Source organism: Blautia sp. NSJ-175 (assembly GCF_022867815.1).
Taxonomy (GTDB): Bacteria; Bacillota; Clostridia; order Lachnospirales; family Lachnospiraceae; genus Blautia; species Blautia celeris.
Genome location: NZ_JALIFQ010000001.1, coordinates 15,746 through 41,404, shown reverse-complemented (window position 1 = coordinate 41,404; position 25,659 = coordinate 15,746). Strand labels below are relative to the sequence as shown.

25 protein-coding genes are annotated in these 25,659 nt (G+C 46.9%); 2 read left to right on the top strand and 23 right to left on the bottom strand.

Going from position 1 to position 25,659, the window contains the following annotated elements:
- Positions 1-176: 176 nt before the first annotated feature.
- From MUB35_RS00205 to MUB35_RS00185, 5 genes are all read right to left on the bottom strand, one after another.
- The gene (locus MUB35_RS00205) at positions 177-827 is read right to left on the bottom strand and encodes a hypothetical protein (RefSeq protein WP_148391917.1); all 651 of its coding nucleotides are present in this window, start codon (positions 825-827) and stop codon (positions 177-179) included.
- Entirely contained in the window at positions 820-1,161 is a 342-nt protein-coding gene (locus MUB35_RS00200) for a PadR family transcriptional regulator (RefSeq protein WP_148391918.1), read from the bottom strand. The genes MUB35_RS00205 and MUB35_RS00200 overlap by 8 nt, the downstream gene beginning before the upstream one ends.
- Before the next feature lie 1,458 nt (positions 1,162-2,619).
- Positions 2,620-3,900 carry a galactokinase gene (locus MUB35_RS00195; RefSeq protein ID WP_148391919.1) on the bottom strand — a complete coding sequence of 427 codons (1,281 nt, stop codon included), beginning with the start codon at positions 3,898-3,900 and terminating at the stop codon, positions 2,620-2,622.
- A gap of 81 nt (positions 3,901-3,981) precedes the next feature.
- A complete protein-coding gene (gene trxB / locus MUB35_RS00190; RefSeq protein WP_148391920.1) occupies positions 3,982-4,911 on the bottom strand; it encodes a thioredoxin-disulfide reductase in 930 nt (309 codons plus the stop codon).
- Positions 4,912-4,930: 19 nt separating this feature from the next.
- Entirely contained in the window at positions 4,931-6,247 is a 1,317-nt protein-coding gene (locus MUB35_RS00185) for a hypothetical protein (protein ID WP_243128794.1), read from the bottom strand.
- 126 nt (positions 6,248-6,373) lie between these two features.
- On the opposite strand from MUB35_RS00185, the gene MUB35_RS00180 reads away from it, so the two are divergent.
- Complete coding sequence (locus MUB35_RS00180; protein WP_148391921.1) at positions 6,374-8,155, top strand: DUF885 domain-containing protein; 1,782 nt, start codon at positions 6,374-6,376, stop codon at positions 8,153-8,155.
- A 63-nt stretch (positions 8,156-8,218) separates the two neighbouring features.
- Here MUB35_RS00180 and MUB35_RS00175 read toward each other — a convergent pair whose 3' ends face one another.
- The 16 genes from MUB35_RS00175 to MUB35_RS00100 form a co-directional block, all read right to left on the bottom strand.
- Positions 8,219-8,668, bottom strand: a complete 450-nt coding sequence (locus MUB35_RS00175) for a MarR family winged helix-turn-helix transcriptional regulator (protein ID WP_033142134.1) — start codon at positions 8,666-8,668, stop codon at positions 8,219-8,221.
- Positions 8,669-8,776: 108 nt separating this feature from the next.
- On the bottom strand, positions 8,777-9,523 hold the full coding sequence (locus tag MUB35_RS00170; protein ID WP_148391922.1) for a DeoR/GlpR family DNA-binding transcription regulator: 747 nt from the start codon (positions 9,521-9,523) through the stop codon (positions 8,777-8,779).
- A complete protein-coding gene (gene ptsP, locus MUB35_RS00165; protein ID WP_033142126.1) occupies positions 9,513-11,165 on the bottom strand; it encodes a phosphoenolpyruvate--protein phosphotransferase in 1,653 nt (550 codons plus the stop codon). Before ptsP ends, MUB35_RS00170 begins: the two co-directional genes overlap by 11 nt.
- Positions 11,166-11,340: 175 nt before the next feature.
- On the bottom strand, positions 11,341-11,598 hold the full coding sequence (locus MUB35_RS00160; protein ID WP_033142125.1) for an HPr family phosphocarrier protein: 258 nt from the start codon (positions 11,596-11,598) through the stop codon (positions 11,341-11,343).
- A gap of 25 nt (positions 11,599-11,623) precedes the next feature.
- On the bottom strand, positions 11,624-13,537 hold the full coding sequence (locus tag MUB35_RS00155) for a PTS fructose transporter subunit IIABC (RefSeq protein ID WP_186970991.1): 1,914 nt from the start codon (positions 13,535-13,537) through the stop codon (positions 11,624-11,626).
- Between the two features lie 15 nt (positions 13,538-13,552).
- Complete coding sequence (gene pfkB, locus MUB35_RS00150; RefSeq protein ID WP_054350427.1) at positions 13,553-14,455, bottom strand: 1-phosphofructokinase; 903 nt, start codon at positions 14,453-14,455, stop codon at positions 13,553-13,555.
- 312 nt (positions 14,456-14,767) lie between these two features.
- Positions 14,768-15,187: a hypothetical protein gene (locus MUB35_RS00145; RefSeq protein ID WP_186970992.1), complete on the bottom strand. Its 420-nt coding sequence runs from the start codon at positions 15,185-15,187 to the stop codon at positions 14,768-14,770.
- Positions 15,144-15,512 (bottom strand): hypothetical protein, encoded by a 369-nt coding sequence (locus tag MUB35_RS00140; RefSeq protein WP_054350424.1) that lies wholly within the window; start codon positions 15,510-15,512, stop codon positions 15,144-15,146. Before MUB35_RS00140 ends, MUB35_RS00145 begins: the two co-directional genes overlap by 44 nt.
- A 267-nt stretch (positions 15,513-15,779) precedes the next feature.
- A complete protein-coding gene (locus tag MUB35_RS00135) occupies positions 15,780-16,349 on the bottom strand; it encodes a PduL/EutD family phosphate acyltransferase (protein ID WP_033142122.1) in 570 nt (189 codons plus the stop codon).
- Between the two features lie 237 nt (positions 16,350-16,586).
- Positions 16,587-17,207 (bottom strand): hypothetical protein, encoded by a 621-nt coding sequence (locus tag MUB35_RS00130; protein ID WP_103731210.1) that lies wholly within the window; start codon positions 17,205-17,207, stop codon positions 16,587-16,589.
- Positions 17,208-17,379: 172 nt separating this feature from the next.
- Positions 17,380-18,417 carry a zinc-dependent alcohol dehydrogenase gene (locus tag MUB35_RS00125; protein ID WP_033142120.1) on the bottom strand — a complete coding sequence of 346 codons (1,038 nt, stop codon included), beginning with the start codon at positions 18,415-18,417 and terminating at the stop codon, positions 17,380-17,382.
- A 29-nt stretch (positions 18,418-18,446) separates the two neighbouring features.
- Entirely contained in the window at positions 18,447-19,448 is a 1,002-nt protein-coding gene (locus tag MUB35_RS00120; RefSeq protein WP_148391924.1) for a Gfo/Idh/MocA family protein, read from the bottom strand.
- A gap of 29 nt (positions 19,449-19,477) precedes the next feature.
- On the bottom strand, positions 19,478-20,800 hold the full coding sequence (locus MUB35_RS00115; RefSeq protein WP_148391925.1) for an alpha-glucosidase/alpha-galactosidase: 1,323 nt from the start codon (positions 20,798-20,800) through the stop codon (positions 19,478-19,480).
- Positions 20,801-20,815: 15 nt separating this feature from the next.
- A complete protein-coding gene (locus MUB35_RS00110) occupies positions 20,816-21,658 on the bottom strand; it encodes a carbohydrate ABC transporter permease (RefSeq protein WP_033142118.1) in 843 nt (280 codons plus the stop codon).
- A gap of 8 nt (positions 21,659-21,666) precedes the next feature.
- Positions 21,667-22,551, bottom strand: coding sequence for a carbohydrate ABC transporter permease (locus MUB35_RS00105; RefSeq protein WP_052099558.1), 885 nt, complete (start codon positions 22,549-22,551; stop codon positions 21,667-21,669).
- A 27-nt stretch (positions 22,552-22,578) separates the two neighbouring features.
- Positions 22,579-23,868: an ABC transporter substrate-binding protein gene (locus MUB35_RS00100; protein WP_186970993.1), complete on the bottom strand. Its 1,290-nt coding sequence runs from the start codon at positions 23,866-23,868 to the stop codon at positions 22,579-22,581.
- Positions 23,869-24,047: 179 nt separating this feature from the next.
- On the opposite strand from MUB35_RS00100, the gene MUB35_RS00095 reads away from it, so the two are divergent.
- Positions 24,048-24,896 carry an AraC family transcriptional regulator gene (locus tag MUB35_RS00095; protein WP_054350418.1) on the top strand — a complete coding sequence of 283 codons (849 nt, stop codon included), beginning with the start codon at positions 24,048-24,050 and terminating at the stop codon, positions 24,894-24,896.
- 98 nt (positions 24,897-24,994) lie between these two features.
- Here MUB35_RS00095 and hisE read toward each other — a convergent pair whose 3' ends face one another.
- Positions 24,995-25,321, bottom strand: a complete 327-nt coding sequence (gene hisE, locus MUB35_RS00090; protein ID WP_186970994.1) for a phosphoribosyl-ATP diphosphatase — start codon at positions 25,319-25,321, stop codon at positions 24,995-24,997.
- Positions 25,318-25,656 (bottom strand): phosphoribosyl-AMP cyclohydrolase, encoded by a 339-nt coding sequence (hisI, locus tag MUB35_RS00085; protein ID WP_033142115.1) that lies wholly within the window; start codon positions 25,654-25,656, stop codon positions 25,318-25,320. The genes hisE and hisI overlap by 4 nt, the downstream gene beginning before the upstream one ends.
- Between the last annotated feature and the right edge of the window lie 3 nt (positions 25,657-25,659).

Below are 25,659 nucleotides of genomic sequence, written 5' to 3'. Positions count from 1 at the left end.
GTATATGCTGTTTTTGTAAAACGACTAAAATACTGAAAACTAAGATTTTCAATTCTATTCTTATAATGGATTCATATGCAGCATTTGTATTGCTGTTGTATAACTACAATTTTATTGTGGCTTACTAATTTTTAGATACATTTTGGCTACAGGTTAGGCTTTAGTTTTAGTTTGGTTTAGTTAATGGTGTCTGTTATTTTATAGATGATGAGCAGGAGCAGGATGGCAATGAGGACAATGGATATGTGGACGGAAAGAATGACTGTTTTCAGGAAGAAATCAGCACAGATGCAGGCCAGTATAATGGCTGCGAAAAGTACGGAAATTCTTTTGTTGTTTTGGGAACTGATGTTGAAGGAATTTCTGGTGATGGTGTTATACAGAAGGAGGACGGAGCATAAAAGTATGACCATACTTATGATAGCACCTGTGGTTACGGGGATATAAGGCCAGGTGGGGGTGTCTCCAAACATGTCTGACAGACCGAAAAGAAGGCGGACTGCAAGCAGGACTGCTAAGGCGACACATAACGTTCCTAAAAAGGAGACAGCTTTTTCCGCACGGGTGAGATGTGGAACCTCTCTCAGAACATTGTCGCAGAATATCTTGTAATCACTGCCTATTATGTCCTCCATGGTATCCCCCCTCTGCTCTCCGTCCAGGATCATCTGTGTAATATCACGCCTGACCAGTTCCTGTTGGTATCCGCTGATATCCGCACCTCGGATATAGACTACCATATCAGTCAGAATTTTATTATCTGCTGCTTTCAGATGAAAAGATAAGTCATTATTTTCCTTCATTAACTGCTTTGTTTGTTTATTCATTTATTAAATCCCCTTTCACATCATCCAACAATCTGGAAACTGCAACGGATAATTCCATATAACTCTCCAGAAATCTTTTGAATTCCTTTTTTCCCTCCTGCGTTATAGAATAATACTTCCTTCTGGGCCCTACCTCCGACTCCCGAAATGTAGCCTGTATAAACTGATTCTTCTCCAATCTCAGCAACAGCGGATAAATCGTCCCCTCAGCCACTTTCCCAAATCCATACTCCCCCAACTGCTCCGAAATCTCATACCCATAAGCCTCCCCCTTCCCAATAATAGCCAACACACACCCCTCTAAAGTCCCCTTCAACATCTGTGAAGAAATCACCGCTTTACCTCCTATCTTGCATTGCAATATAGTTAGCTACATTGTAATGCAAGATAGTTGTTTTGTCAATCGCATTCTTCTATCAAAACAATATCTATAATGCAGTTGTTACTGTAGACACTCAGTAGTAATTTGTTATGTTGGATACTCGTCAATCCAGGTATATAAGAAATTTCCGTGCATCTTCTCTTTTTTGTAGACAACTACAAAGGATAACCAATATTTTTCCTGCCAAATAGATAATCATAAAGACAGTTTGACATTTGCATTTAATCTAAATACGCCTGACTTCCCTTCTTCTCACTTTACATCTCAGCTTTCGTCCGTAATCTGACAGCACCCAGCTTCGCTTTCTTCTTATTTTACATATAATCCAAAGCACTTCCTCGGCTTTTGTCCGTAATTTGATAGCACCCAGCTTCATTTTTTTCTTATTTTACATATAATTTAAGGCACTTCCTCAGCTTTCGTCCGTAATCTGACAGCACTCAACTTCGCTTTCTTCTTATTTTACATATAATTTAGAAGAAGTCTTCTTTTATATAACCTTCCATGTCTTTTTGTTTTTACTATTTAAAATCAGCAGGCTGACTTCCTTGCTCTTATTCGCGGCCCCTGTCTCCCCTGACTTTTTCCCCACACGGATACCTCCTGCGCACCGTCCGTGAGCCACCCGCAACTCCCCTCTCCATAACTCTCCCACACCCGTCAACTCACAGTTTTATGGAAACCAGCAATTTTCAGAAAATATCATCAGTTTTTCCCGGATATTAGCATATTTTGTCGCACCTCGTCAAATAATAGATTTCAAAAATGTCAATCCCTTTTCCCCACTTTTCCCCAAAATTCTTCTTTTTATCACAAGTGTACAAAACCTTTGTTCTTTCTTTTATTATGTAAATCATATTAATCCACACACATTTTTGTGGAGAATGTGGATAACTTTGAGGATAACTTCATTTTTACAGGGTTTTGTGGATTTTTGTGTGTGGATAACTTTGAGGATGGAATGTGGTAAATGTTGGTTTTTTCGACAAGCATTGTGCATATTCTACAATTGAGAATATTCTGAAAATTATGTCTTAAAAATCCTACTATTTTCTTCAATTTTCCCTCTTCGACGGCATCCCCATGTCCCAGATTTCGTTATGTAACCCGACAGTAAAATTACGTAAACCAGTGTAAACCATATTTCTATTTTCCTTACATGAATTCCCCCTCTAAACACTAACTGAACCTATACCTGAACCTATACCTGAATCTATTCCTGAAAGCTATACCTGAACCTATACTTGAACTTATTCCTGAACCTGCTCCTGAATCTACTCCTGAATTCATTCCTGAATCTATATCCCCATCATCCCTACACCTCAATCCCCCATAACATATCCCCTATATAAAAACTGCACCGGACACTCCCTATCAGGGATTTATCCGGTGCAGCACCTAATCAGATCATTATAAAACTCTTCTTCCGCCTGACTGACGAACCTTCAGAATCTGGCAGGAACCTTTTCCGAAGACCCTGTCCATTCTGGCCTTATACTCATCCACAAAACTGTTTTCCACAAAAATTTCAATGGTACCGGCGAATCCTCCGCCGTGTACCCGTGATACTCCATGCTTTCTCAGAATCTTATCACTGACAGCGAGCGCAATAGACATCGCCTGCTTCTGCACATTGGTGCTGTTGTAGATATTCTGGAGATACTTAAAGGAAGAGTTGCCGGAATCCTTTACCAATTCCAGAAATTCTTTGAAATCCCCATCTCGCAGAGCCTTTACCTCTCCCTCAACTCTTCTCTCCTCCTCAAAGAAATGAAGCGCACGCAGGATAGGACGGTCCCCCAGCACACTTCTCAGGCCAGAGATCTGTTTGTAAAAGTCATCCTCCTCAACCTCGCGCAGATACGACTTTCCAAAGAATTTTGCCACTTTTTTCATCTCTTCCGGGATAGATGCATAGTCATCCCCCATATCCGCGTGGGAAGCTTTTGTATCCACAATACACATGCTGTACTGGTAAGATTCAAAATCTGAGGGGACCTTTTCCACAACCGGACTGCCCGGCTCTTTAAAATCAATATGGATCATACCGCCTACGGAACATGCCATCTGATCCATCAGGCCGCATGGTTTTCCAAAATAAACATTTTCCGCATACTGTCCTGTCTGCGCGATCACAACCGGATCAATACTGCCTTCATTAAAGAGGCCGGATATGATAGTTCCAAGGATAACCTCAAACGCTGCAGAGGATGACAGGCCCGCACCGATCAGAACATCACTGACAATATAAGCATTGTACCCCTGTACTTCATACCCTCTTGCCTTTAACTCGGCTGCAACACCACGTACCAGGGCAGCCGTTGTGCCCTCCTCATCGTAACGCTCTTCCAGATCATTGACATCCACATCCACCATCTCATATCCGTCTGAGAGCACATGGATCATGCCATCCTCTGATCTGCCCACAACAGCCAGCGCGTCCTGGTTAATGGATGTAGCCAAAACCATGCCGTTCTGATGGTCTGTATGGTTGCCTCCGACTTCACATCTGCCGGGAGCGCTGTAGATTTCCACATCACTCTCGCCAAAAATTTTCTCAAATTCTTCAATTGCCTTTTTATAACGTTTTCTCTGGTAATCCAGAACGCTTTCATCCACATAGATCTCTTTCAGAATCTCATCGTATTTTCCCTGGAGTATTTCCTCTGCCAGAACCTTCATGTTTTTCATTTGTAATTCCTCCTTTATCATACTGCTGTACGGTCTGTGCAGTAAATGCCCGGACCTGACTGAATGTTTCTTATATTTTTTTCATAATTTCTGTTCCATCAGGTATTTCTGGGCAGAATCCACCGCGTTGGCTCCATCTGCCGCTGCTGTCACGATCTGGCGCAGTTGTTTTGTCCGTATGTCACCGGCTGCAAAGATACCCGGAACGCTGGATGCACAGTCTTCTCCCGCCTCTATATAGCCGGCTTCGTTTAATTTTACAAGACTGCCGTATTCCTCTGTGTTAGGCAGGATACCCACTGCGATAAATACACCGTCAACGGCAAGCTCCTTCGTCTCCCCTGTCTTTACATTTTCTACTGCGAGACTCTGCACCTGGTCTGTGCCCCTGATTTCCCTCGGAATAGTATCCCACACAATCTCCACGTTTTCAATAGCCTTTACGCTTTCCTGCAAAATACCTGCTGCCCGAAGTTCATCTCTGCGGTGAATCAGATACACTTTTTTACAAATCCTGGACAGGAAAATGGCATCCTCCACCGCCACATCGCCGCCGCCGATCACAGCCGTGACCCCATCCTTGAAAAATGCGCCGTCACAGGTAGCACAGTAGGAAACACCCATTCCGGAAAATTCCTCCTCACCGGGGATTCCCAGTGTCCTGTGCCGGGCACCTGCCGCAATAACAAGGGTTCTTGTAAGGTACTGGTTTTTATTTGTGATTATTTTCTTCAGTTCACCCGCTGTCTGTACCTCTTTCACATTCTCCCTGACAAATACCGCACCCAGTTTATCCGCATGGCCTCGAAAAGCTTCCGCCATATCATAGCCGCTCATCCCCGGAAGTCCCGGATAATTGTCCACCTCGTAGGTCTTCACCATCTGCCCCCCGCTGGAGAAATCTTTCTCAATGACCAGCATATCAAGCTGTGCCCGTTTGGCATAAATCGCTGCACAAAGCCCTGCCGGGCCTGAACCGATGATGATGATGTCGTATATTTTCTGCTCCATTTTGTTTTACCTCTGTTCTTTATTCTTCGCCTGCGTCACTGGGAAAATCGTCATCCCCGTACATCGCCGCGGCATCCACGCTGTCCGGCTCTTCCTTTGGCGTACCGATGGCCGCCGCAGAAAGTGTGTCCGGGCTGTTGGACAGTTCTATTTCTCTGACCAGCTTCAGGTCCTTATCCACAAAGATCCTGGTGTAATTCTGTTTTGCCTCATCTGCGTAGATAAAATAGGAAACACCATTGTCCAGCTCCTCCGTCTCATATACATTATCACCAAGCAGAGCTTTCATAGTCTCTTCACTCATACCCAAGGTGATTCCCCTGTAAATCTCCACAGATACTTTGGTGACATCAAAGTCGCCGTGCACGCTGATAACAAAACTGTTTTCCAGAGGGACTGCCAGATCAGCGTAATTGTTCACCACTGCATACAGGGTCTGTCCGTCACGCTCCAGCGTCACATAACCATGGCGGCCGCTCTTAACAATGCTGTCTGAACCATCCTCCAAAATCTCCCACCCGTTCTTCGTAAATTCTGAGACCGGAGCCGGAAGCTTATAGAAATCGCCCCCGTACCGCACCACAAACTCCATGATGTCCTCCGGAAATGCTCCCGGTGCCTGATAGCTCAGCACCTCCGCCGGGGTCTCTTTACTTACCTCTTCATTACTATCCTCAGGCTCTCTGTAATTTTTCAGCACTGCCTTATACAGTATCTCATCCTGTACGTCAAATACAAGATCAGCCTGCTTGTAAATTCCATATTCATAAGTCAGGTAGATATTATCCTTTTCTTCATACTGGTCCGTCGGCATGCCGTATGCCTCTGTGACTTCATCCAAAGTGGAGATTCCCATCCTGATTTTTCCCGGAAGCTGGTAGACACGGCTGTCATCCTCCCCGCTCTCAAGCTGTACACCGCCTACATAGCATTCACCAAGCAGTTTCTTCTCCCCGTCCAGGTTGACAATATCCGCTGTAAGGGAACCGCCCTCACTGTCCAGCGTCTCACTTTCCAGGAAAGATTCCGGATCAAGGGCTTTTTTGCCGTTGTCCTTCTCATAGGTCCAGCCGGCATTCTTCCACTCCTGCAGCTTTGCCGGAAGTGTGTAGACCGTCTCATTGATGGAAAACTGAAAATCTGAAAGTTTATCTGAAAGCTCCACGCTGTATTCTTTTTGTTCTTCTTTTGTCTCCTCATCTGCTTGTTCTTCATCCGGCAGTGTCATCACGTCCTCATCTTCAGGCGCGGGTTCCTGCCCGTTCTGTGTACAGCCCGCCGTCAGAAACGCTGCCAGCAGGCATACCATACATAACTTCTTCTTCAAACCAGTCACCTCCTTTACATCCACTACCAAAAGTTTATCACATCCCCGTGCCCTTTTACAATGAAAATACGCATACATGCCTGATTTTTTCATAAACTGTTAAAGAGTTCTCAAGTATCATCCAAGGAGCATCTTTTGAAAAAATTCTTATCTTCCAAGAAGAGATTTCTGGTCCCCGGTTTTATTGTCCTGGCTGTCTTCCTCTTCCTTATTATTTATACCCAAAAAGACCGCTTTCTTACAGAAGATGCCCGTTTTGAAAAATTTACACATCAGCTTTTTACCGAGGAGGTGAAATCCAACACCTTAAACCTCCATTATACTCTGGCCTATCCTGAAAAATACGGGATAAAGAATTATCCGATCAAGCTGGGTTCCATGGACCCGGATAAACTAAAGGACAGCTATGATTCCGTGGAGGAATACAAGAAAAATCTGGAAAAGTTCACCTACAAAGAGCTGTCCAAAGACAACCGTATCACCTACGACATCCTGAAGCTTGACTTTACCACACAGCTTTCCATAAAAGATAATTATATGCTGCAGGAACCGCTGAGCCCCAATCTGGGCATCCAGTCCCAGCTTCCTGTACTTTTGGCGGAATATACTTTCCGCACCTCTGATGATATCAAGGATTACTTTACACTTCTCTCCTCCATGACCGGATATTTTGACGAGATCCTGGAATTTGAAAAGAAAAAGGCAGAAGAAGGCCTGTTTATGAGTGATACCAGCGTGGACCGCATCATTGCCCAGTGCAATGCGTTCACAGAAGACCTGTCCGCCAATTATCTTTCCACCATGTTTAAGGATAAGATAAAGGGATTTGTCTCCCGGAAAGCCATGACTCAGAAGCAGGCTGACTCTTACATAAAAATGCATGAAAAAATCATGGCCAAACGTGTCTTCCCTGCCTATCAGTCCCTGGCCAAAGGTCTGGCTGACTTAAAGGGAAACGGAACAAATTCCGGAGGGTTGTCCAATCTCCCTGGAGGGACATCATACTACCGATATCTGATCCGCAGTGAAACCGGGGATTACAGGACCATCAAGGAAATCGAAGAACGGCTCTACACACAACTCCTGACCGATTATAAAAAAATGCAGAGCCTGATTGTATCCAATCCCAAATTGCTGGCAGATGCCTCCTCCCTGCCGGAAACCTGCAGCAGTACGCCGGCACAGATGCTTGATTACCTGAACAAAGCCATCTGCGAAGATTTCCCCGACAGCGGAAAGCCTGCCTACAAGGTAAAATATGTGCATGAATCCATGGAGAACTTTTCCAGCCCTGCCTTTTACCTCACACCACCGGCCGATACCCTGAGTCCCAATATCATCTATATCAACAAGAGCAGTCAGGTAAGCGAGGCGGAACTCTTCACTACACTGGCGCACGAGGGATTTCCGGGTCATTTGTACCAGACATTGTATTTCGGAAAAACAGAACCGGATGATATACGGCATCTCCTGAGTTTCGGCGGTTATGTGGAGGGCTGGGCCACTTACGTGGAATCCCTGTCCTATGGGTACGGCGCAGAATATCTGAAACTGGATGATTCCCTGATGGAACTTCTGTGGCTGAACCGCTCCGTGAGCCTTTGCCTCTATTCCCTGCTGGACATTGGCATCCATGACCATGGCTGGGACCTGGGGACAGTGACAAAGACACTGAACTCTTTCGGAATCGCCTCACAGGATACCTGCAGGGAAATCTTCCAGTATATAGTGGAAAATCCGGGGAATTATCTGAAATACTATCTGGGATATCTGAACTTTATGGATTTGAAAAAAGAAGCGCAGACGGCTGCCGGGAAGTCCTTCCAGTTAAAGGAATTTCACCGATACATTCTGGAACTGGGACCTGCACAGTTTCCTGTTTTGAAAAAATATCTGCTCATGGAATATAAACAGTAAAAAGAGATGCCGTAAAAACAGTCTGCAGAGATGCAGTCTGTTCTTACGGCATTTTTGAAATTTCTATTCTTTCTTATCCCTGTAGGAATCAAAGAATTTTCTCAGATTCAGCAATGACTTCACCAGTATTTTCTGCTGCTCTTCATCCAGGTCCTTCATCAGAGCCTGAATCATTCCGTCATGGAATTTCATATGGTGGGTATTGGCCTTTTCTCCCTTTTTTGTCAGGGATATGAGCACCACCCGACGGTCCTCCTCACTTCTGACTCGGTTCACATATCCTTTTTTCACCAGGCTGTTTATGGCAATCGTCAGGGTTCCCACGGTCACGGACAGGGTCTTTGCCACGGATGACATGTTTCGGGCGCTGTTCACTCCGATTGCTTCTAAAATGTGCATGTCGTTTACGGAAATATCTTTGAATTCAGAAGTAATAAGGGCCTTCTCTTCTATATCCATAATTTCCTGGAAAAGATTGACCAGGACGTCATGAAAGACTTCATAAGGTTCCACTTTATCACTCCTTTGTTATGTTTGATTCTATTATATATGATTTATATATATAAAACAATCAAAACTTTTGATAATCAAAGGAAATCACGTATGGAATATAACCCCTATCTATTTAATGCTCAAAACATTCCTGCACCCTGCAAAAGATTCCGGCGGTTCCCGGTCGGTCAGGACCTCCGCAGATTCAAAGGGTGCAAATGTGACAGAGCTGATATTCCCGAACTTTGCCGCATCCGCCAGGATATAGCGTTTTCCGGACTGTTCCAGGGCAGTTTTCTTCACCAGGGCCTCATTGCAGTCCGGTGTGGTGTAGCCTGCTTTTCTGCTGACTCCGTTTGTGCCGAAGAAACCTTTTGTAAAGTGAAAGTTCTGGAGGCTTAAGATTGCCTGATTTCCCACTACCGCCTCTGTGGTGCCCTTCAGTTCCCCGCCGATCAAAAGGACACGGAAATCCAGGGCTGCCAGGCGCTGTGCGTGGGATACCGCGTTTGTCACAAAGGTTACGGATCTCTCTGTGACATAGTCGATCATGTATCCTGTGGTCGTCCCTGCGTCCAGATAGATAAAATCATCCGGTACAAGCAGAGAGGCGGCATAGCGGGCTATGGTCTGCTTTTCTTCCTTGTTCACACCGACTTTCTGGGCCACGGAAGGCTCCGCAGCCGTAAACGCAGCATCCACCGCCACGGCACCGCCGAACACCTTTACCAGCTTTCCTGCCCGGTCGAGGGCTGTCAGGTCACGGCGAATGGTGGATTCTGATGTATTCAGCATTTCCTTTATCTCCGTGACCGTTATACTTTTCTTTTCATCCAGAAGCTTCAGTATCTCTTCAAAACGTTTCTCAGTCAGCATTTTTCTTCCTCTTGTATTCTTCTACATCTGTCTCCAGAACGATTTTGCGGATGGGGAGAATCCGTCCGGGCGAAACAGAGAGTTCATCCACTCCCATGGCCAGAAACTCCCTGGTCAGAGTCAGGTCCGCACCCAGCTCTCCGCAGATTCCTGCCCAGATACCTGCCCTGTGGGCATTTTCCACAGTCATCCGAATCATGGCCAGGACTGCAGGATGGTGGGGATCATAGAACGCATCCAGTTGTGGATTCTGACGGTCCACAGCCAGGGTATACTGGGTCAGGTCATTGGTGCCGATGCTGAAAAAGTCCACCTCTTCTGCCAGGTCCGCGCTTACCATGACCGCTGCGGGCGTTTCTATCATGATACCCTGTTCCGGTATCCGGTAATCCATATTCTGCTCCTCCAGCTCTGCTTTCACTTCCTCCACGATCTCCTTTATCCTCCTAATCTCCCAAAGGCTTGTTATCATGGGATACATGACCGCCAGATTCCCGTAGACAGCAGCCCGGAACAGAGCCCGGAGCTGTGTCTTGAACACCTGGGGGCGAGTGAGGCAGATGCGGATGGCCCGGTATCCCAGAGCCGGATTATCCTCATCATCCATATGAAAATAACCGCATTTTTTGTCGGCGCCGATATCCAGGGTGCGGATGATCACGCGCTTTCCGGCCATGGTCTCAGCCACCGTTTTGTAAATCTTAAACTGTTCCTCCTCGGTGGGGTAATCCTCCTTCTCCAGATAGATGAATTCACTTCTGAAAAGGCCGATTCCGCCGGCATCATTCTGTACAACAGTAGCCAGATCTTTTATATTTCCAATATTAGCATATAGCATGACTTTTTTACCGTCAAGCGTTATATTTTCTTTTCCTTTTAACTGCTGGAGAAGTTCTTTTTTCTCCTCTTCCTCCTGCCGGCGTTTCTGCATTTCAGTAAGGATTTCCGGGTCAGGGTCCACATAGACTGTGCCGTCCGCGCCGTCCACTACAGCAAGCTTTCCGTCCACACGGTCATCCAGAGGGATGTCGGTTCCGATAAGAGCAGGGATCCCCATGGTACGGGCCAGAATGGCAGTATGGGAATTTACGGAACCGTGGACGGTGACAAAGGAGAGGACCTTATCTTTATCAAGCTGCACTGTCTCGGAGGGCGCCAGATCATCCGCCAGGATAATCACCGGTTCCTCTGTGTTCACCGTACTTTTCGACCCGCCTCCCAGAACTGCCAGGATACGCTCGGAAATGTCTTTTACATCAGCAGCCCGCTCTCTCATATATTCATCCTCCATGGAGGCAAACATCTGGGAAAAGTTGTCGCTGGTCGCTGCGACGGCGTACTCTGCATTGACCTTCTGTGTCCTGATAATATTTTCGACAGATTCATTATAGTCATCATCCTCAAGCATCATCTGATGGATCTCAAATATAGCGGCATTCGCCTCCCCCACTTCCTTTACTGCCTTATCATACAGGCCTTTCAGCTGACTGACTGCCTCCTCCTTTGCCCGGGTGTAGCGCTGCATCTCATCGTCGGTATCCTCTGTCTTTACGCGTTTGACCTGCTGTTCCCCTTTCCGGTATACACATATCTTTCCAATTGCAATACCGCCAAATACACTTTTTCCTCTATATTCCTTCATCCCTGTACTCCTTTCTGACATGTTCCTGCCTGAAAAATGCTGCTGTTCACTCCGTGCATGGCGGGACAGCCGCGTGTGATCAGTAACCTGAAAAAAGCTGCTGCAGCTTTCCTCTGCAGCAGCTTCTTGCCTACCCAAATGTATTTTAAACTATTTCTTACTCATTTTGCTTTGATTACAGATTTTCCTGCATAAATGTGCTCACTGCCTCATATGCGGCATCCTCGTCTTCGCCGTCAAATGTCAGGGTCACTTCCTGTCCTTTTTTCACGCCAAGGCCCATGATACCGAAAATCCGCTTGCAGTCTCCTTCTTTTCCATCCTTTGCAAGTTTGATGCTGCTGGCAAATCCTTTTGCAACTTTAACCAGCTCTCCTGCGGGACGTGCATGGATGCCTTCCGGGTCTGTGATGGTGTACTTAAATTCTTTCATGATCTTTCTCTCCTTTTATGATTATTTATTCATTTACTTTCTTCTTAAAAACGCCCAGCAGCCCGGCAGAAACAATAGTTCCGGCCACAAGCGCCACCAGATACATTACCGCATTTCCAACCACAGGGAAAACAAAGATTCCGCCGTGGGGAGCCATCAGTGTACAGTTAAAGAGCATACTCAGCGCCCCGGCAGCACCGGAGCCGATCATACATGCGGGAATCACATGGAGGGGATCGGAAGCCGCAAAGGGAATGGCTCCCTCTGTGATAAATGCCAGACCCATGATAAAGTTGGTGGGGCCTGCCTCCCTCTGTTCTCTCGTAAATTTATTCTTAAACAGCAGTGTTGCAAGAGCGATGGCACAGGGAGGTGTCATACCGCCGATCATAACCGCTGCCATAATATCATAATTTCCCGCCGCGATGGACGCTGTTCCGAATACATAGGCTGCCTTGTTGAAAGGACCTCCCATATCAATGGCCATCATGGCGCCCAAAATCAATCCTAAAATAATCTTACTGGAACCGCTCATACTTGTCAATCCATTGTTCAGGGCTGTGTTGATACCGCCCATGATGGGTTCCACCACAAATGTCATGAGCAGCCCCATAACCAGAATCCCCACAACCGGATAGATCAGGACCGGGGCAATCTTCTCGATGGCCTGTGGAAGCTTATCACACACCCTGCGAAGGAGACGGATAAGATAACCGGCCGCGAATCCCGCTGCCAGAGCGCCCAAAAAACCGGATTGTCCCTGGGACGCGATCATGCCGCCTACAAAGCCAACCGCAAGGGCAGGCCTGTCACCGACAGCCATGGCAATGAATCCCGCCAGAACCGTAAGCATGAAGGCAAATGCTGTACCGCCGATGCTTTTAAACAGAGCTGCAACCGGTGTGATGGTACCGAAATCCGCCCTCTGGTCCATGGGCAGGGAATTCATATCCACACTGAAACCGTCGATCAAAAACGCAATGGCAATCAGGATACCGCCGCCCACCACAAAGGGAAGCATGTGGGATACGCCGTTCATAAGCTGTGTATAAATCTGATGTCCCACACTGCCGCCGCTCTTTGTCTGAGAGCTCTTCTGCACAGCACCGGATGCGTGGTATACAGGAGCATCCCCGTTTACCGCTCTCTCAAGCAGTGTGTCTGCCTTGCTGATACCGTCTGAAACCTGACATTCAATCACCTTTTTGCCGTCAAAACGGTCCATGGGAACCTGTGCGTCCGCGGCCACAATGATGCAGTCCGCTTCCTGGATTTCCCTGTCTGTCAGCACATTTTTAGCACCGCCGGAACCTCTTGTCTCCACCTTGACAAAACAGCCTCTGGCTTTGGCTGCTTTCTCAATCCCCTCGGCCGCCATATAGGTATGGGCAATGCCGGTGGGACAGGAGGTAACAGCCAGAATCTTAGCCTGCCCTCCCTGCTCCTCTGCGGGTTCTGCCAGGCGCTGGTCAATGTCCGGTTTTTCATCGTCTGCCTTATCTATGATCTCCAGAAATTCTTCCACAGACCCTGCATTTCTGAGAGAGTCTGAAAAATCTTCATCCATCATTAGAACGGAAAGCTTGCTGAGCACATCCAGATGTACATTGTCTTCCGTGTTGGGTGCCGCGATCAGAAAGATCAGAGTCACGGGTTCCCCGTCCAGGGCATCAAAGTCAACACCGTTCTTCACAACCATGGCCGCCAGGCCGGGTCTGTCAACCGCGTCACATTTTCCGTGAGGAATGGCGATTCCTTCACCGATTCCTGTGGTGCTCTCCTCCTCCCTTGCATATACCTGCTTTCTGTAGGCCTCCTCGTCATTGATCTTACCGCTCTTTGTCATCAGAGCGACCACCTGGTCAAGTGCCTCCTCCTTGCTTTTTGGGGCACCATTCAGGGAAATACTTCTCTTGTCCAGTAAATCTGTTATTCTCATACCCGTTTCCTTCCTTTATATGGTTTGATAGACAGCTTCTATTTCCTCGCGTTTCGCCAGGTATTCCGAGAACGCGCTGGCACTTCCCGCCGCGATTCCCATATGAAATGCGTGGACATAATCTTTCTTTTCCATCCATCCGGCCAGAAATCCGGCCACCATGGAATCCCCTGCTCCCACTGCATTTACAAGCCTCCCTTTTGGGGCAGGCGCCATATGGCAGCTTCCGTCTGCAGCAGCCAGCACCGCGCCCTGCCCTGCCATGGAAACCAGCACATTACAAGCCCCCATTTCCTGCAGCTTTCTGGCGTATGGGGGAACTTCCTCCCTGGTTTTGATCTCCGTACCGAATATCTCTCCCAGTTCATGGTTGTTGGGCTTGATCAGGAAGGGGTGATACTCCAGTACATTGACCAGCAGATCTCTGGTGGCATCCACCACGATCATGATTCCTCTCCCGGTGAGCCGCTTCATGATATCCCTGTAAATATCATCCGGCATAGATGCCGGGATACTGCCTGCAAAGACAAGCACATCCCCCTCACTTAGGCCATCCAGCCGCTGAAGCAGCTCCTCCACCTTTTCTTCCCCGATATCCGGCCCCTGTCCGTTAATCTCTGTACCGTCAATGGATTTCAGCTTCAGATTGATCCTTGAGACTCCCTTCTCTATCTGGATGAAGTCCGCTTTCACGCCAATCTCCTCCACTTTCCTGCGGATCTCATCGCCGGTGAATCCGGCGGTAAATCCCAGTGCTGTATTCTCAATACCCAGGTTCATGAGCACTGTGGATACATTGATGCCCTTGCCGCCCGGAAGCAGCAGTTCGGAATCTGTCCTGTTCGTCATACCAAGCTGAAAATCCTCGACGGAAACGATATAATCCAGTGACGGATTGAATGTGACCGTGTAAATCATATGCTTCCCTCCTGTCCGGTTGTTCCGGTTATCTCTTTCTTTCACTATCTGTATTATACAGCCATATTCGCTCAAATTCAATCAAATTAATTCACGAAAATAGCGACTCGTTTTGGTGCAATATGCACAGTTTTGAATGTTTTAATGTGTATCCAAGTATATATATCCACATTCGTTCATACTCAGTCATTTATATTCTTTGTATTTCCTCAAGACAATATAAAAAGCCGAAGGCAAAAAGATATCCCTATTAATATCTTCTTTCTTCGGCTTTCCTATACCATATAATAACATTTTATCAGCATTCCCGATTTATCCGGCGGTCTGCTGCACGCTCTCCTCCCGGAACAGCTTCTCGGCAATCTCCACATCAGAATCCTCGGGCTCATTTTGTATCAGATCTGCTATTCTCCTGACGTATAAGGCCTCCAATTCCAATACTTCAGCAATCTCAATCACCGCATAGCCCTTTTTTAACTTCTTTCTTATACATCCGATCAGCTCCGCTCTGCCCTCTGCCGCACCTTTTACTCTGCCCCTGGCAATGCCCATCTCAACTCCTTCATCAAAAAATAACTGTTCAACCTTATTCATGCCTATCACCTCCTTGATCCTTTTTGCATAATCCCTGTCTAAGATCTTATCCGCAAAGGTAAGGATTCCGGCAAGGGCCTGCATGCGCTGCTCCTCATCCCGGATCTCCTGCGCCAGCCTTACCGTCTCCTCTGCCAATACCTGCTTTTCTGCCTTTTCCTGATCTCCGGCCTTTTTCCTGTCTGATAAAACGTTTCAAGATCCTGGCTATGTAGTTTACATATTTTATGATGTCCTGAATCCCGAAAGTGCTCTCATAATCGATCAGCGCATAGGAATCGTCCTCAAGGATAAATAGATTATCTATCCTTAACTCATTGGCTTCTATAGCAGGAAGGTTTGTAGGCCTAGAATCCTTTATTTTTATATGCGGCAGGCCATATACAGTCAGTTTTTTATTCTTCAGTGCATCGCCGAAATATTTAAGTGCAATATCTTTATTTTGATATGCAATGTCTCCCATACATTTCTCCCTTTATTATATCTTTTTAGAATGGAAAATACAATACAAAAAGACAGACTTCGCCCAAAGCCTCACCCACTTCCTTTTATAGATTTGTTAAAAATGGAAAACCGCAGAAACTGCGAAGAAATCAAAAGCAGAACGCTTTCGTTTTGAATATGTTCTCAGCGTAACAGAACCGGGGGATTCTGTCAAGGGTAATGTAAATAGTAATTTTATAAAAAAAAGCGCCCGGTCAATACCGGGCGCAGATCTGTCAGTCTCAGATTATTTCGTCATTTCTCCGTAGCACTCTTTTCCAGGAGCCAAAGCGTTGGCTTCATCTGTATCAATGTGTGCTGCTGTTGCATAAGAAGCGCTTACACGTACAACTACATCACCGAATGTAAGAGATCTTCCGTTTGGAGACTCGATTTCCAGTTTAACGATGTCTTTGTCTTTTACGCCTGCTTTTTCAGCATCTTCCGGAGTCATATGTACGTGACGTTTTGCAGCAATAACGCCCTCTGTCAGTTCTACTTCACCTTCCGGGCCAACTAATTTACATGCGCCTGTGCCTGCGATATCGCCGGACTCACGGATAGGAGCAGCAACGCCAAGGCTTCTTGCGTCTGTCAGGGATACTTCAACCTGAGTATCTTTTCTTACAGGTCCTAAAACAGACATTTTCAGGCTGCCTTTGGAACCGATCACTTCAACTTTTTCTTCACATGCGAACTGTCCCGGCTGGCTCAGCATTTTCTTTACAGTCAGCTCATGGCCTTTGCCAAACAGAATCTCCAGATGTTCCTGGGATAAGTGTAAATGTCTTGCAGATGTTTCCACTAATACTTTCATTTCATATCCTCCACACAATCATTAATTTGTTCATAACGGTTCAGTCAGCTGAACTGTTACGAATACATACATTCAAAACACACAACAACCATACTCCTGTTGCAATTAACATTCTCTATTTATTATTATAACTTTTTTTAAAGGCTTGTCAACGCATCCGCAGGGATTCTTTTGGCACTTTTTGCATTTTTCGCGGTACATGAGGCGAAGTGTACTGCTGCCGGAAGGCGCCTGCTGTCACTCCTCGCTGCTGCTTTTGGGCAGCTTCTTTTTTAAATAATCATATTCCGCCATAATGCTTCTCGTTATCTCATCCTCCCCAAACCGGTTGTCCGGCTGGTAGATCTTCAGCAGTGCCCAGGCGCGCCGCTTTAACTCCTCCTGGGTGTGGATACCCTTAAAGTAGTGTATCCTTCTCTCGCTCTCTCCAATGGCAGAATTCCTGACACTGTTGTAGACTTTATTGCTGTCCCAGTCATAATCGGCCCATTTGTATCCTGTCTTTTTGTGCACAATATGTACGCTCTCCAGCGCTGTTTTATAAAACTTCATGATCCAGCTGCAGATACCTTCCAGAACAACCATCACGGCACCTACACCGGCGCCCGGCACGTATGCCAGAACAGCCGCCACCAGGACACTGATGATGATCGCTGCGATACCCGGACCGCGTCCCTGCATCTGCAGCGCGATCTGTGCCACCACGCCGATGGTCAGCACCACGGCTGCCAGAATGCACACAAATGTTACCACAGCTCCGCAGACCTTTAAAAAAAACTGAAAACACCTTGCCAGCAAAAATACACAGAAAAGCACAGGTGCTGCTATGACTTTCCCCGCCGTTTTCAAAATCTTCATCTTTTTATCCCTTAATCGTTCTCTCACAGACCGGGCACATCCCGGTACTTTTAACTTTTCACTCTTTTTCTTTGTCTAGTTTAACACAATCTTCCAACGGAGGGAAGGGAAACATGAAAATAACGGCCTGCAGGATGTCTCCGGCCGGCCGTTATACACCAACTTTATTCAGTTAAAATTCTACTCCCATCTTTACACTGCTGGACGGGTTCCTGTCAATACTCATATAGGTCTCAGCGGCCTTGTCTATGGGCACAACCGGGTCAACAATATTTTCACATTTCAGCAGGCCTTTTGCCAGCATATCCCAACAGGTGTTACAGATTCTTTCAAAGCTCCATCTGGGATATTCCCGGTTCGGCTCACTGCAGGCTCTTGATATAATGATGTTGGGCTGGTTAAAGTGTGCTTCCCTTCCGAGATTCAGGCCGCCCAGACATTCGTGATACCATCCGACGACAGCTACATTTCCGTTATAAGCCACACCCCTGATCGCCTGCTGGAGCGCATGGTAATTACCGCTGGTCTCTATCACTACATCAGCCCCACGTTTCCCGGTTGCTTTCTTGATCTCAAATCCCACATCCACGGAGGAAGAATCGAGAGCCAGATCCGCCCCATTCTCCAATGCTACATTTCTCCGCTTTTCGATAGGATCGCATACAATCACCATTGCCGCTCCCGCCAGTCTTGCAAACTGTGCAGCGAGCAGGCCGATGGCTCCCAGACCTGAGATCACCACATTATCTCCTACCCTTACCTGACCGTCCCGGATTCCTCCAAGGGCAAACTGTGCAGGGTCATAGCACACAGCTTCCTTCCATGTCATACGTTTCGGCATCTTAAATGCCTCCTCTGCCTTGAGGGTGTGGGTACTTTTGAGAGGGCCATAACCGGCTATCCGCTCTCCGATTTCAAATCCCTTTACTTCCTTTCCCATCTCTGTGATATGACCGATCCACATATTTCCGGGGCGCATAAAAAATGGTTTCTCTGCTGCCTCTTTGCTCTTTCTGAAAAGAAGATATTCTTCATCAAAAATATTTTCCAAAAATGGGTCTTCACCCCTGAAATGAGTAAACTCCGTTCCGTGTTTTGCCGCGGCAAATTCTACTTTCACGCGAATCTCATTCTCTTTCACCGGAACATCTTCATATTCTCTGAGGTATGCTTTTCTCGGTTCTGTTGAAACAATCTCTTTTCCTGTCATTTTACCTTCTCCTTTTTGTCATTTCTTTCTTATTCCGGCACAACACATGCCCCGTTTTTTCCTGATGATTCCACCACTGCGCTCACCAGCCGCAGACCTTTTAAACCTTCCGGCACACCTGCCGTATTTTCCCTTCTGCCCCGTATAGTGTCTATAAAACAGCAGTCCTCCAGATACGTGGCATCCACTTCCTCCGCAACCGTTTCTGTACGGGGCTCTTTCTCATCTGTAAAAGTAAAAACACCGTGATTGTGGTCAGTGAAATCCGCTGTCATATGCTCACAGATGACCCGAAATCTGCCGTTCCACTGTTCTTTTACGGAACAGTTGGAACCGCATATAGAACCCAGAGCGCCATTTTTAAAATGTATACTGCAGACACTGGTATCCTCAATGGTATAACCCTCCACATCCTGATGGCAGAGATTCGCAATATGTCCGTTCACACAATCCGCATCCCCCATCAGATAAAGCCCCATATCATACAGATGGATGACCTGCTCAAAAACCTGACCGCCGCATTTTGAAACATCACGCCACCAGGGCCCGTGAAGGCTGTTGCACTCATAATCTGCCATGTAAAGCGTAGGTTTTCCCGCAGTACCGTTTTCCATATACTCTTTAAATTTCCTGACCGCACTTCCAAATCTCATATGGTATCCTACCTGGGAAACAATATGATTACGCTCCACTGCATCCGACATGGATTTTCCTCTCTCCACATCCAGGGCAATGGGCTTTTCAATAAATACATGGATTCCCCTGTCTGCTGCCGCTTCAAGCTGTCCGCTGTGGGCAAAAGGCGGCAGGCAGATATAAAGTGCATCAAGGTCTGCCTCCTCTATCATGCGGAAACCGTCATCATAAATCCCGCAGTCCAGATGATTTTCACGGGCAAAAGCCTCTGCATCATCTGCCGGAGAAGAACACAGTCCTGCAATCTCCACATTCTCCATTCTCATCATACTGCGCGCATGGGCTTTTCCCATATTTCCCATGCCCAGCACACCCACTCTCAATACTTTCTCCATCTGACTTATCTCCTTGCTTTTTACGTTTATTATCTGTATTCAGGCATCCAGGAACCGTGTGCCTCCAGCATTTCATCGCACATTGCCCTGATGTCATCCATGGACAGTTCCGCCGCTGTATGGGGGTCCATCATGGCCGCCATATAAATATCCTCTTTCCGTCTGGATTTTGCGGCCTGGATCGTCAGAAGCTGAACATTGATGTTCGTACGGTTTATGGCAGCGCACTGTTCCGGAAGATTTCCCACATAACAGGGATGGATTCCATCCCTGTCTACCAGGCAGGGAACCTCCACACATGCATTGGGGGGAAGGTTGGGAATCAGGCCCGTATTCCGGACATTGCCGTGTACACGGTAGGGAACATCATTCTCCATAGAATTTATGATAAACGATGCAAATTCACGGCTCTTCTCATGCTTGATCTCCGCATTCTGTACCAGCTCTCCCCGCATCTGCTTCCAGTCTCCGATCTGTTTGATACAGCGTTTCGGATATTCATCCAAAGGAATGTTATATCGCTCGATCAGCTCCGGATACCTGTCTTTTATAAACCATGGCGTATATTCCGCATTATGCTCAGAGGATTCTGTTATGTAATATCCAAACCTCAGCATCATCTCATAGCGGACCTTATCCCAGCCCGCGTCATATGAAGCCTCGCCGTTTAAAAAGGCCGCTGCACGCTTTTTAATCTCCGGATACAGATCATTTCCTCTGCCGTCCTGAACCTTCAAAAGCCATGCCTGATGGTTAATGCCCGCAATCTCCCATCTTGTCTCCGGAACCAGTTCCTCCATATCCAGAGCCTTAAAGAGCTGGGGAATGCAGACCTGCACGCTGTGGCACAAACCGATGGTGTTGATTTTCGTGTATGTCTGCAGATATCCGGTCAGCATGGCCATAGGGTTGGAATAGTTGATGAACAGGGCATCCGGACATACTTCCATCATGTCGGCAGCAAATTCCTCCAGCACGGGTATGGTTCTGAGTGCCCGGAATATGCCGCCTATCCCCAGGGTGTCTGCAATGGTCTGGCGCAGTCCGTATTTCTTCGGAATCTCAAAATCCGTAATTGTGCAGGGATCATATCCCCCTACCTGTATGGCATTGACAACATATTTCGCCCCTCTCAGAGCCTGTTTCCTGTCAGCGTGGGCCTCAATCCTCACTTTGCGCCCCGCGTTTGAGGCTATGTTCTCCAGCATTTTCCTGGAATCCTCCAGCCGCACCGGGTCAATATCGTGCAGCGCAATCTCCAGATCCTGTATCTCCGGTGTCAGGATGCAGTCGCCCAGCACACTCTTTGCAAATATTGTGCTGCCTGCCCCCATAAAAGCTATTCTTGGCATAATTACCTCCTGTCTTTAACTCTTCATTCCTGTAATTGTAATTCCTTCAATAATATATTTCTGCGCAAACAGGTATACTGCCAGCACAGGGATCACTGCAATTGTGGAGGCAGCCATGATCAGCGACCAGTCCACTGTATATTTCCCCTTAAACATATTCAGAAGCAGGGGCACCGTATATTTCTCCTGGGAATTTAAGAATATAAGCGGTGTATAGAAACTGTTCCAATTCCACATAAATGAGAAGATTCCCAGAGATGCCAGTGCCGGTTTCACAAGCGGAAGCACGATTCTGAAAAACATGGAACCATAGTTTGCACCGTCGATGATTCCTGCCTCCATCAGCTCATCGGGCAGTGCCATAATAAACTGTCTGCACAGAAATACTCCCATGGGCATATAGGCAACTGTCATCAAAATAATGGACAAATGTGTGTCGATCAGATTTAACTGGCTGAAGATCAGGAACAGCGGGATGGATATTACCGTATATGGAACCATCATGACCGCTATAAAGCCGCCGAACACCACCCCTGATCCCCGGAACCTGAGTTTTCCCAGTGCATATCCCGCCATAGCGGAGGTGAGCACCTGACCTGTCACATTGATGACAGCCAGCTTCAGACTGTTCAGGTATGCCTTTCCAAAAGGCAGCGCTGTCATGGCTTTTTCATAATTATCCCAGTGGAAGATTTCCGGTATCAGTTTCGGCGGATAGGCAAATGCCTCCTCTGAACCCTTCAGGGAAGTAGAGATCATCCACAAAAACGGAAATAAAGCAAGTACAGCCATGAATACCAGTATTACCTGAACCAGCAGGGTATAAAATCTCTTTTGTTTATTCTTTCTGTTCGCCATAATCTCACCTACTCTCCGTAATGAACCCATTTGTCAGAAAGCTTAAACTGTATCACAGATACAGCCACAACCACGAAAAACAGGATCAGTGCCGCTGTGGATGCCTTGCCCAGCTCATAGCTCTTGAATGCCGTCTGATATATATGGATCGCCATGGTATACGTCTTCTTTGCCGGCCCGCCGGATGTCAGCAGGAACATCTGGTCAAAGACCTGAAATGCATTTATCATTGTAGTGATAGTCACCAGCAGTGTGGTAGGTGAGATAAGCGGAACTGTAATATTGAAAAATACCTGCCGCTCATTTGCGCCGTCAATCTTTGCTGCCTCCACATACGTCCTGGGGACATTCTGAAGACCGGCCAGAAACAGCACGATATTGTACCCCAGCCCCCACCAGATACTCATGACAATGACTGCCCCCATTGCAGTGGATGGGTCACGCAGCCATTCCTTCCCCTCTATTCCGAAAAACCTCAATATCATGTTCAGAATACCGAACTGCGGCTGGTAGATCCAGGACCATACCACTGCGATTCCCACAGAGGTAACAATCTGAGGGAGAAAGAAAACGGCGCGGTAGAACATCTTCCCCCATGCCTTATTAAGCAGCATGGCAAGCCCCAGTGACAGCACAATGGAACATGGCACGTAGATAACGGAATAGACCAGGGTGTTCTTAATGGCAATCCCTGTATCCGGATCTGTAAACACTGCCTTAAAATTCTGGAATCCTGTAAATACCGGAGCACTAAATCCATTCCAATCAAAGAAGCTCAGCACAAATGCGATCACAATAGGTATGATTCCCAGGCAGACCAGACTAATGAGCTGTGGAAGGATAAACACGATCCCCCATCTGTTTCTGGATTTTTCCAGTTTACTTTTTTTCATATGTCCATCCCTTCCCCACATACCTGCTTATTTCTGAAGTTCATCATCGACTGTCTGTACGATATTTGTCAGGGTCTGCTCCACATCCTGCTCTCCCACCAGCAGTTTTTCCACTTCACCTGTAATAGAATCTGTCATACCCGGATGAAGCGCCTCTGCCTTTGGATACACCAGTGCAATATCCACAGCATCCAGGAAAGTCTGTGCATGTTCCGGCGTTCCTGTCAGCACGATCTCATCCAGCCCGTCAACTGTGGGTACCGCATTGCCCTGACCTTCCATCCTGATCTTCTGTCCCTGTTCTCCGCAGTAAAAGGATACGAACTCCCACACCGCATCAGGATTGGATGCCTTCTTATTTATGACCATGGGTGTTGCCGGCATAGCGCAGACTGCCTGTGAGGGTTCCTCATAGTACGGGAACGGAGCTACATCATATGCAAAACTCAAATCCGTAAAATCCGCCACATACCAGCGCCCCGCATACAGCATCCCCGCCTGGCCTGATACAAATAGCGTGTCCGGTGACTCTCCACTGGTCAGAGAACCTGCAAAGGTAAAGGCTTTTGACTTGATATTGCTGTCCAGATAGGTCAGGCCGGCTTTTGCCCGCTCAGAACCAAACTCTGCTTTTGTCATATCATCTGAATAGACAGGATCCTCTGCGGAAAAAAGGAAAGAGTAAAGCGGTCCCCACCAGTTCTCATATACAAACCCAACCTTTGAAGCATCCCTGAGCTGTTCTGATACCTGCTGAAGCGCCTCAAAATTCCATTTGCCCTCATCCACATATTCCTGCGGTGATTTTATGTTCAGCTCTTTAAACAGGTCTGCGTTGTAATAGATCACCATAGGGTTACAGTCCACCGGAACTCCTGTCACCTTATCCTCAAACGTATAGTTTTCCAGTAAATTTTCAGGCACATCTTCTCTCTTCAGATTGGAATCACTTTCATCCAGATATTTTGATATATCCAGAAGCATGTCTGATTTATTCAGTTCTCCATAAGAGGCTTCCTCTGAATAGAAACAGTCAGGAGCTTCCTTTGACTTGAGCTGTGTCATGATCTTCTCATTGTAGTTGTCCCCCGGTACGCCTACAAATGTTACCTCAACATCCTCACTCTGTTCATTGAAGGCATCCACGGCCTTCTTATACTGTTCCAGCTCGGCTGCCGATCCCCCGACCATAAAACGCACGCTGTCTTTTCCATCAGCAGTCTTTCCTTTGCTGCCGCTGCCCTGGCAGCCCCCAAGCACCAAAGCCCCTGCCAATCCTGTTGCCAATGCTGCCGCTAACATTTTTCTTCTTAACATACTTTTTACCTCCTTAGGTAATACCTTCTCTCTGTTTTGCATGTTTCCATCAGCATTTCTTATGATTCCATTATAAAAGATTTGCCTTAAAACAAAATACACTCTCTTGTCCTTATGATGGATTCATGTTGTTTTTTGTGCATAATAGTATTATACTGTTTAAATAAGGGGGATTTTTTATGAAAATTGAGGAATATTACGCTTCAAAGATCCAGAGAGATGTGAATTTGAAATACTGCGGCTATGAGGAGTGTGCACCGGATTTCCGCATGCCTCCGCATACCCGCTCCGAATATCTGATACACTATATCACGCAGGGCCGGGGAACATATATATGTGAGGGCGCTGCCTATCCCATCCGGCAGGGAGATCTGTTTATCATATATCCCTCACAGCTTGCCAGCTATCACACCTCGCCGGAAGATCCCCTGCATTTTTCCTGGCTGGCCTTTACCGGTGACAGTGCAGATACCCTCACGGAGCAGCTGGGCTTTTCCAGGCAGTCTCCTGTTCATAAGCTGCATCCACAGTATTCCATAGATGAATCCATCCGGACACTTGCAGAACATCTGGAATCGGTGGGCTTCTGTAATGATTTTACCATACAGTCCCTCATGTACTCCATCTTTTCCAACATTGCACAGTCCTACAGTCTCTCGGGAAAATATCAGAAGGAGAACCAGACAGTTCTCTTTGAACATATAGGAAAAGCCAAATCTTATATAAAATGCAACTATATCTATCCAATCACTGTTCAGGACATTGTGGAGCATGTCGGTTTGGAGCGCAGTTATTTTTCTAAGATATTTCACAAATTTACGGGAACTACAGCCCAGAATTATCTTCTGGATCTGCGCATTCAGCGCTCTAAACTCCTGTTGGAACGCACAGATTACACGGTCCGGGAAATCTGTTCCTATGTAGGCATGAAAGACGAATACTACTTTTCCAGGGCTTTCAAACGCTCCGTAGGCCTTTCACCGTCGCTGTACCGCCAGAATATCCGCAGCCGTACCGAATCACCCTGATCCTGCATCTTTCAGACATGAAAAAGCGGCTGCCCCGGACTTATGCATAACGCACGGTCCGGGACAGCCGCCCCTTGTTTTCTCCGCCTGTTTTCTATTTATGATTCATGGTCACTGACATGGAACTTTTTCAAATTCCCGATTTTCTGTCTTCTCTGCTCCAGGATCTCCTCCACCTCATCCATGGAGATTCCGCTCTCCACCATCATGACTATCAGATGATAAAGAAGATCACAGATTTCGTTGGCCGTGTCCTCATTTTTTCCGTTTTTGGCTGCAATGATGACTTCACTGCACTCCTCACCGCATTTTTTCAGTATTTTATCCAATCCCTGTTCAAAGAGATAGCAGGTGTAAGAACCTTCCTGTTTTGTGCCTTTCCGTTCCAGGGCCACTTCGTACAGGCCTTTTATTACGTCTATCATAAGGGGCGTCCTCCTTTTTCTTTCCATATATCTTTAAAGAAACAGCTGTGTGCACCGGTATGGCAGGCCGCGCCTGTCTGGATCACTGTTATGAGCAGGGTGTCATCATCACAGTCTGCTTTGATATCAATCACCTTCTGTATGTGGCCGGAGGTTGCTCCCTTGTTCCACAGTTCCTGTCTGGAACGGCTGTAGAACCAGGTATATCCGGTCTCAAATGTTTTTTCAAGGCTTTCCCGGTTCATGTAGGCCAGCATCAGCACCTCCCCGGTACCTGCCTCCTGCACAACAGCCGGTATCAGTTCACTTTTTTGAAAATAACGTTCTACATCCATCGT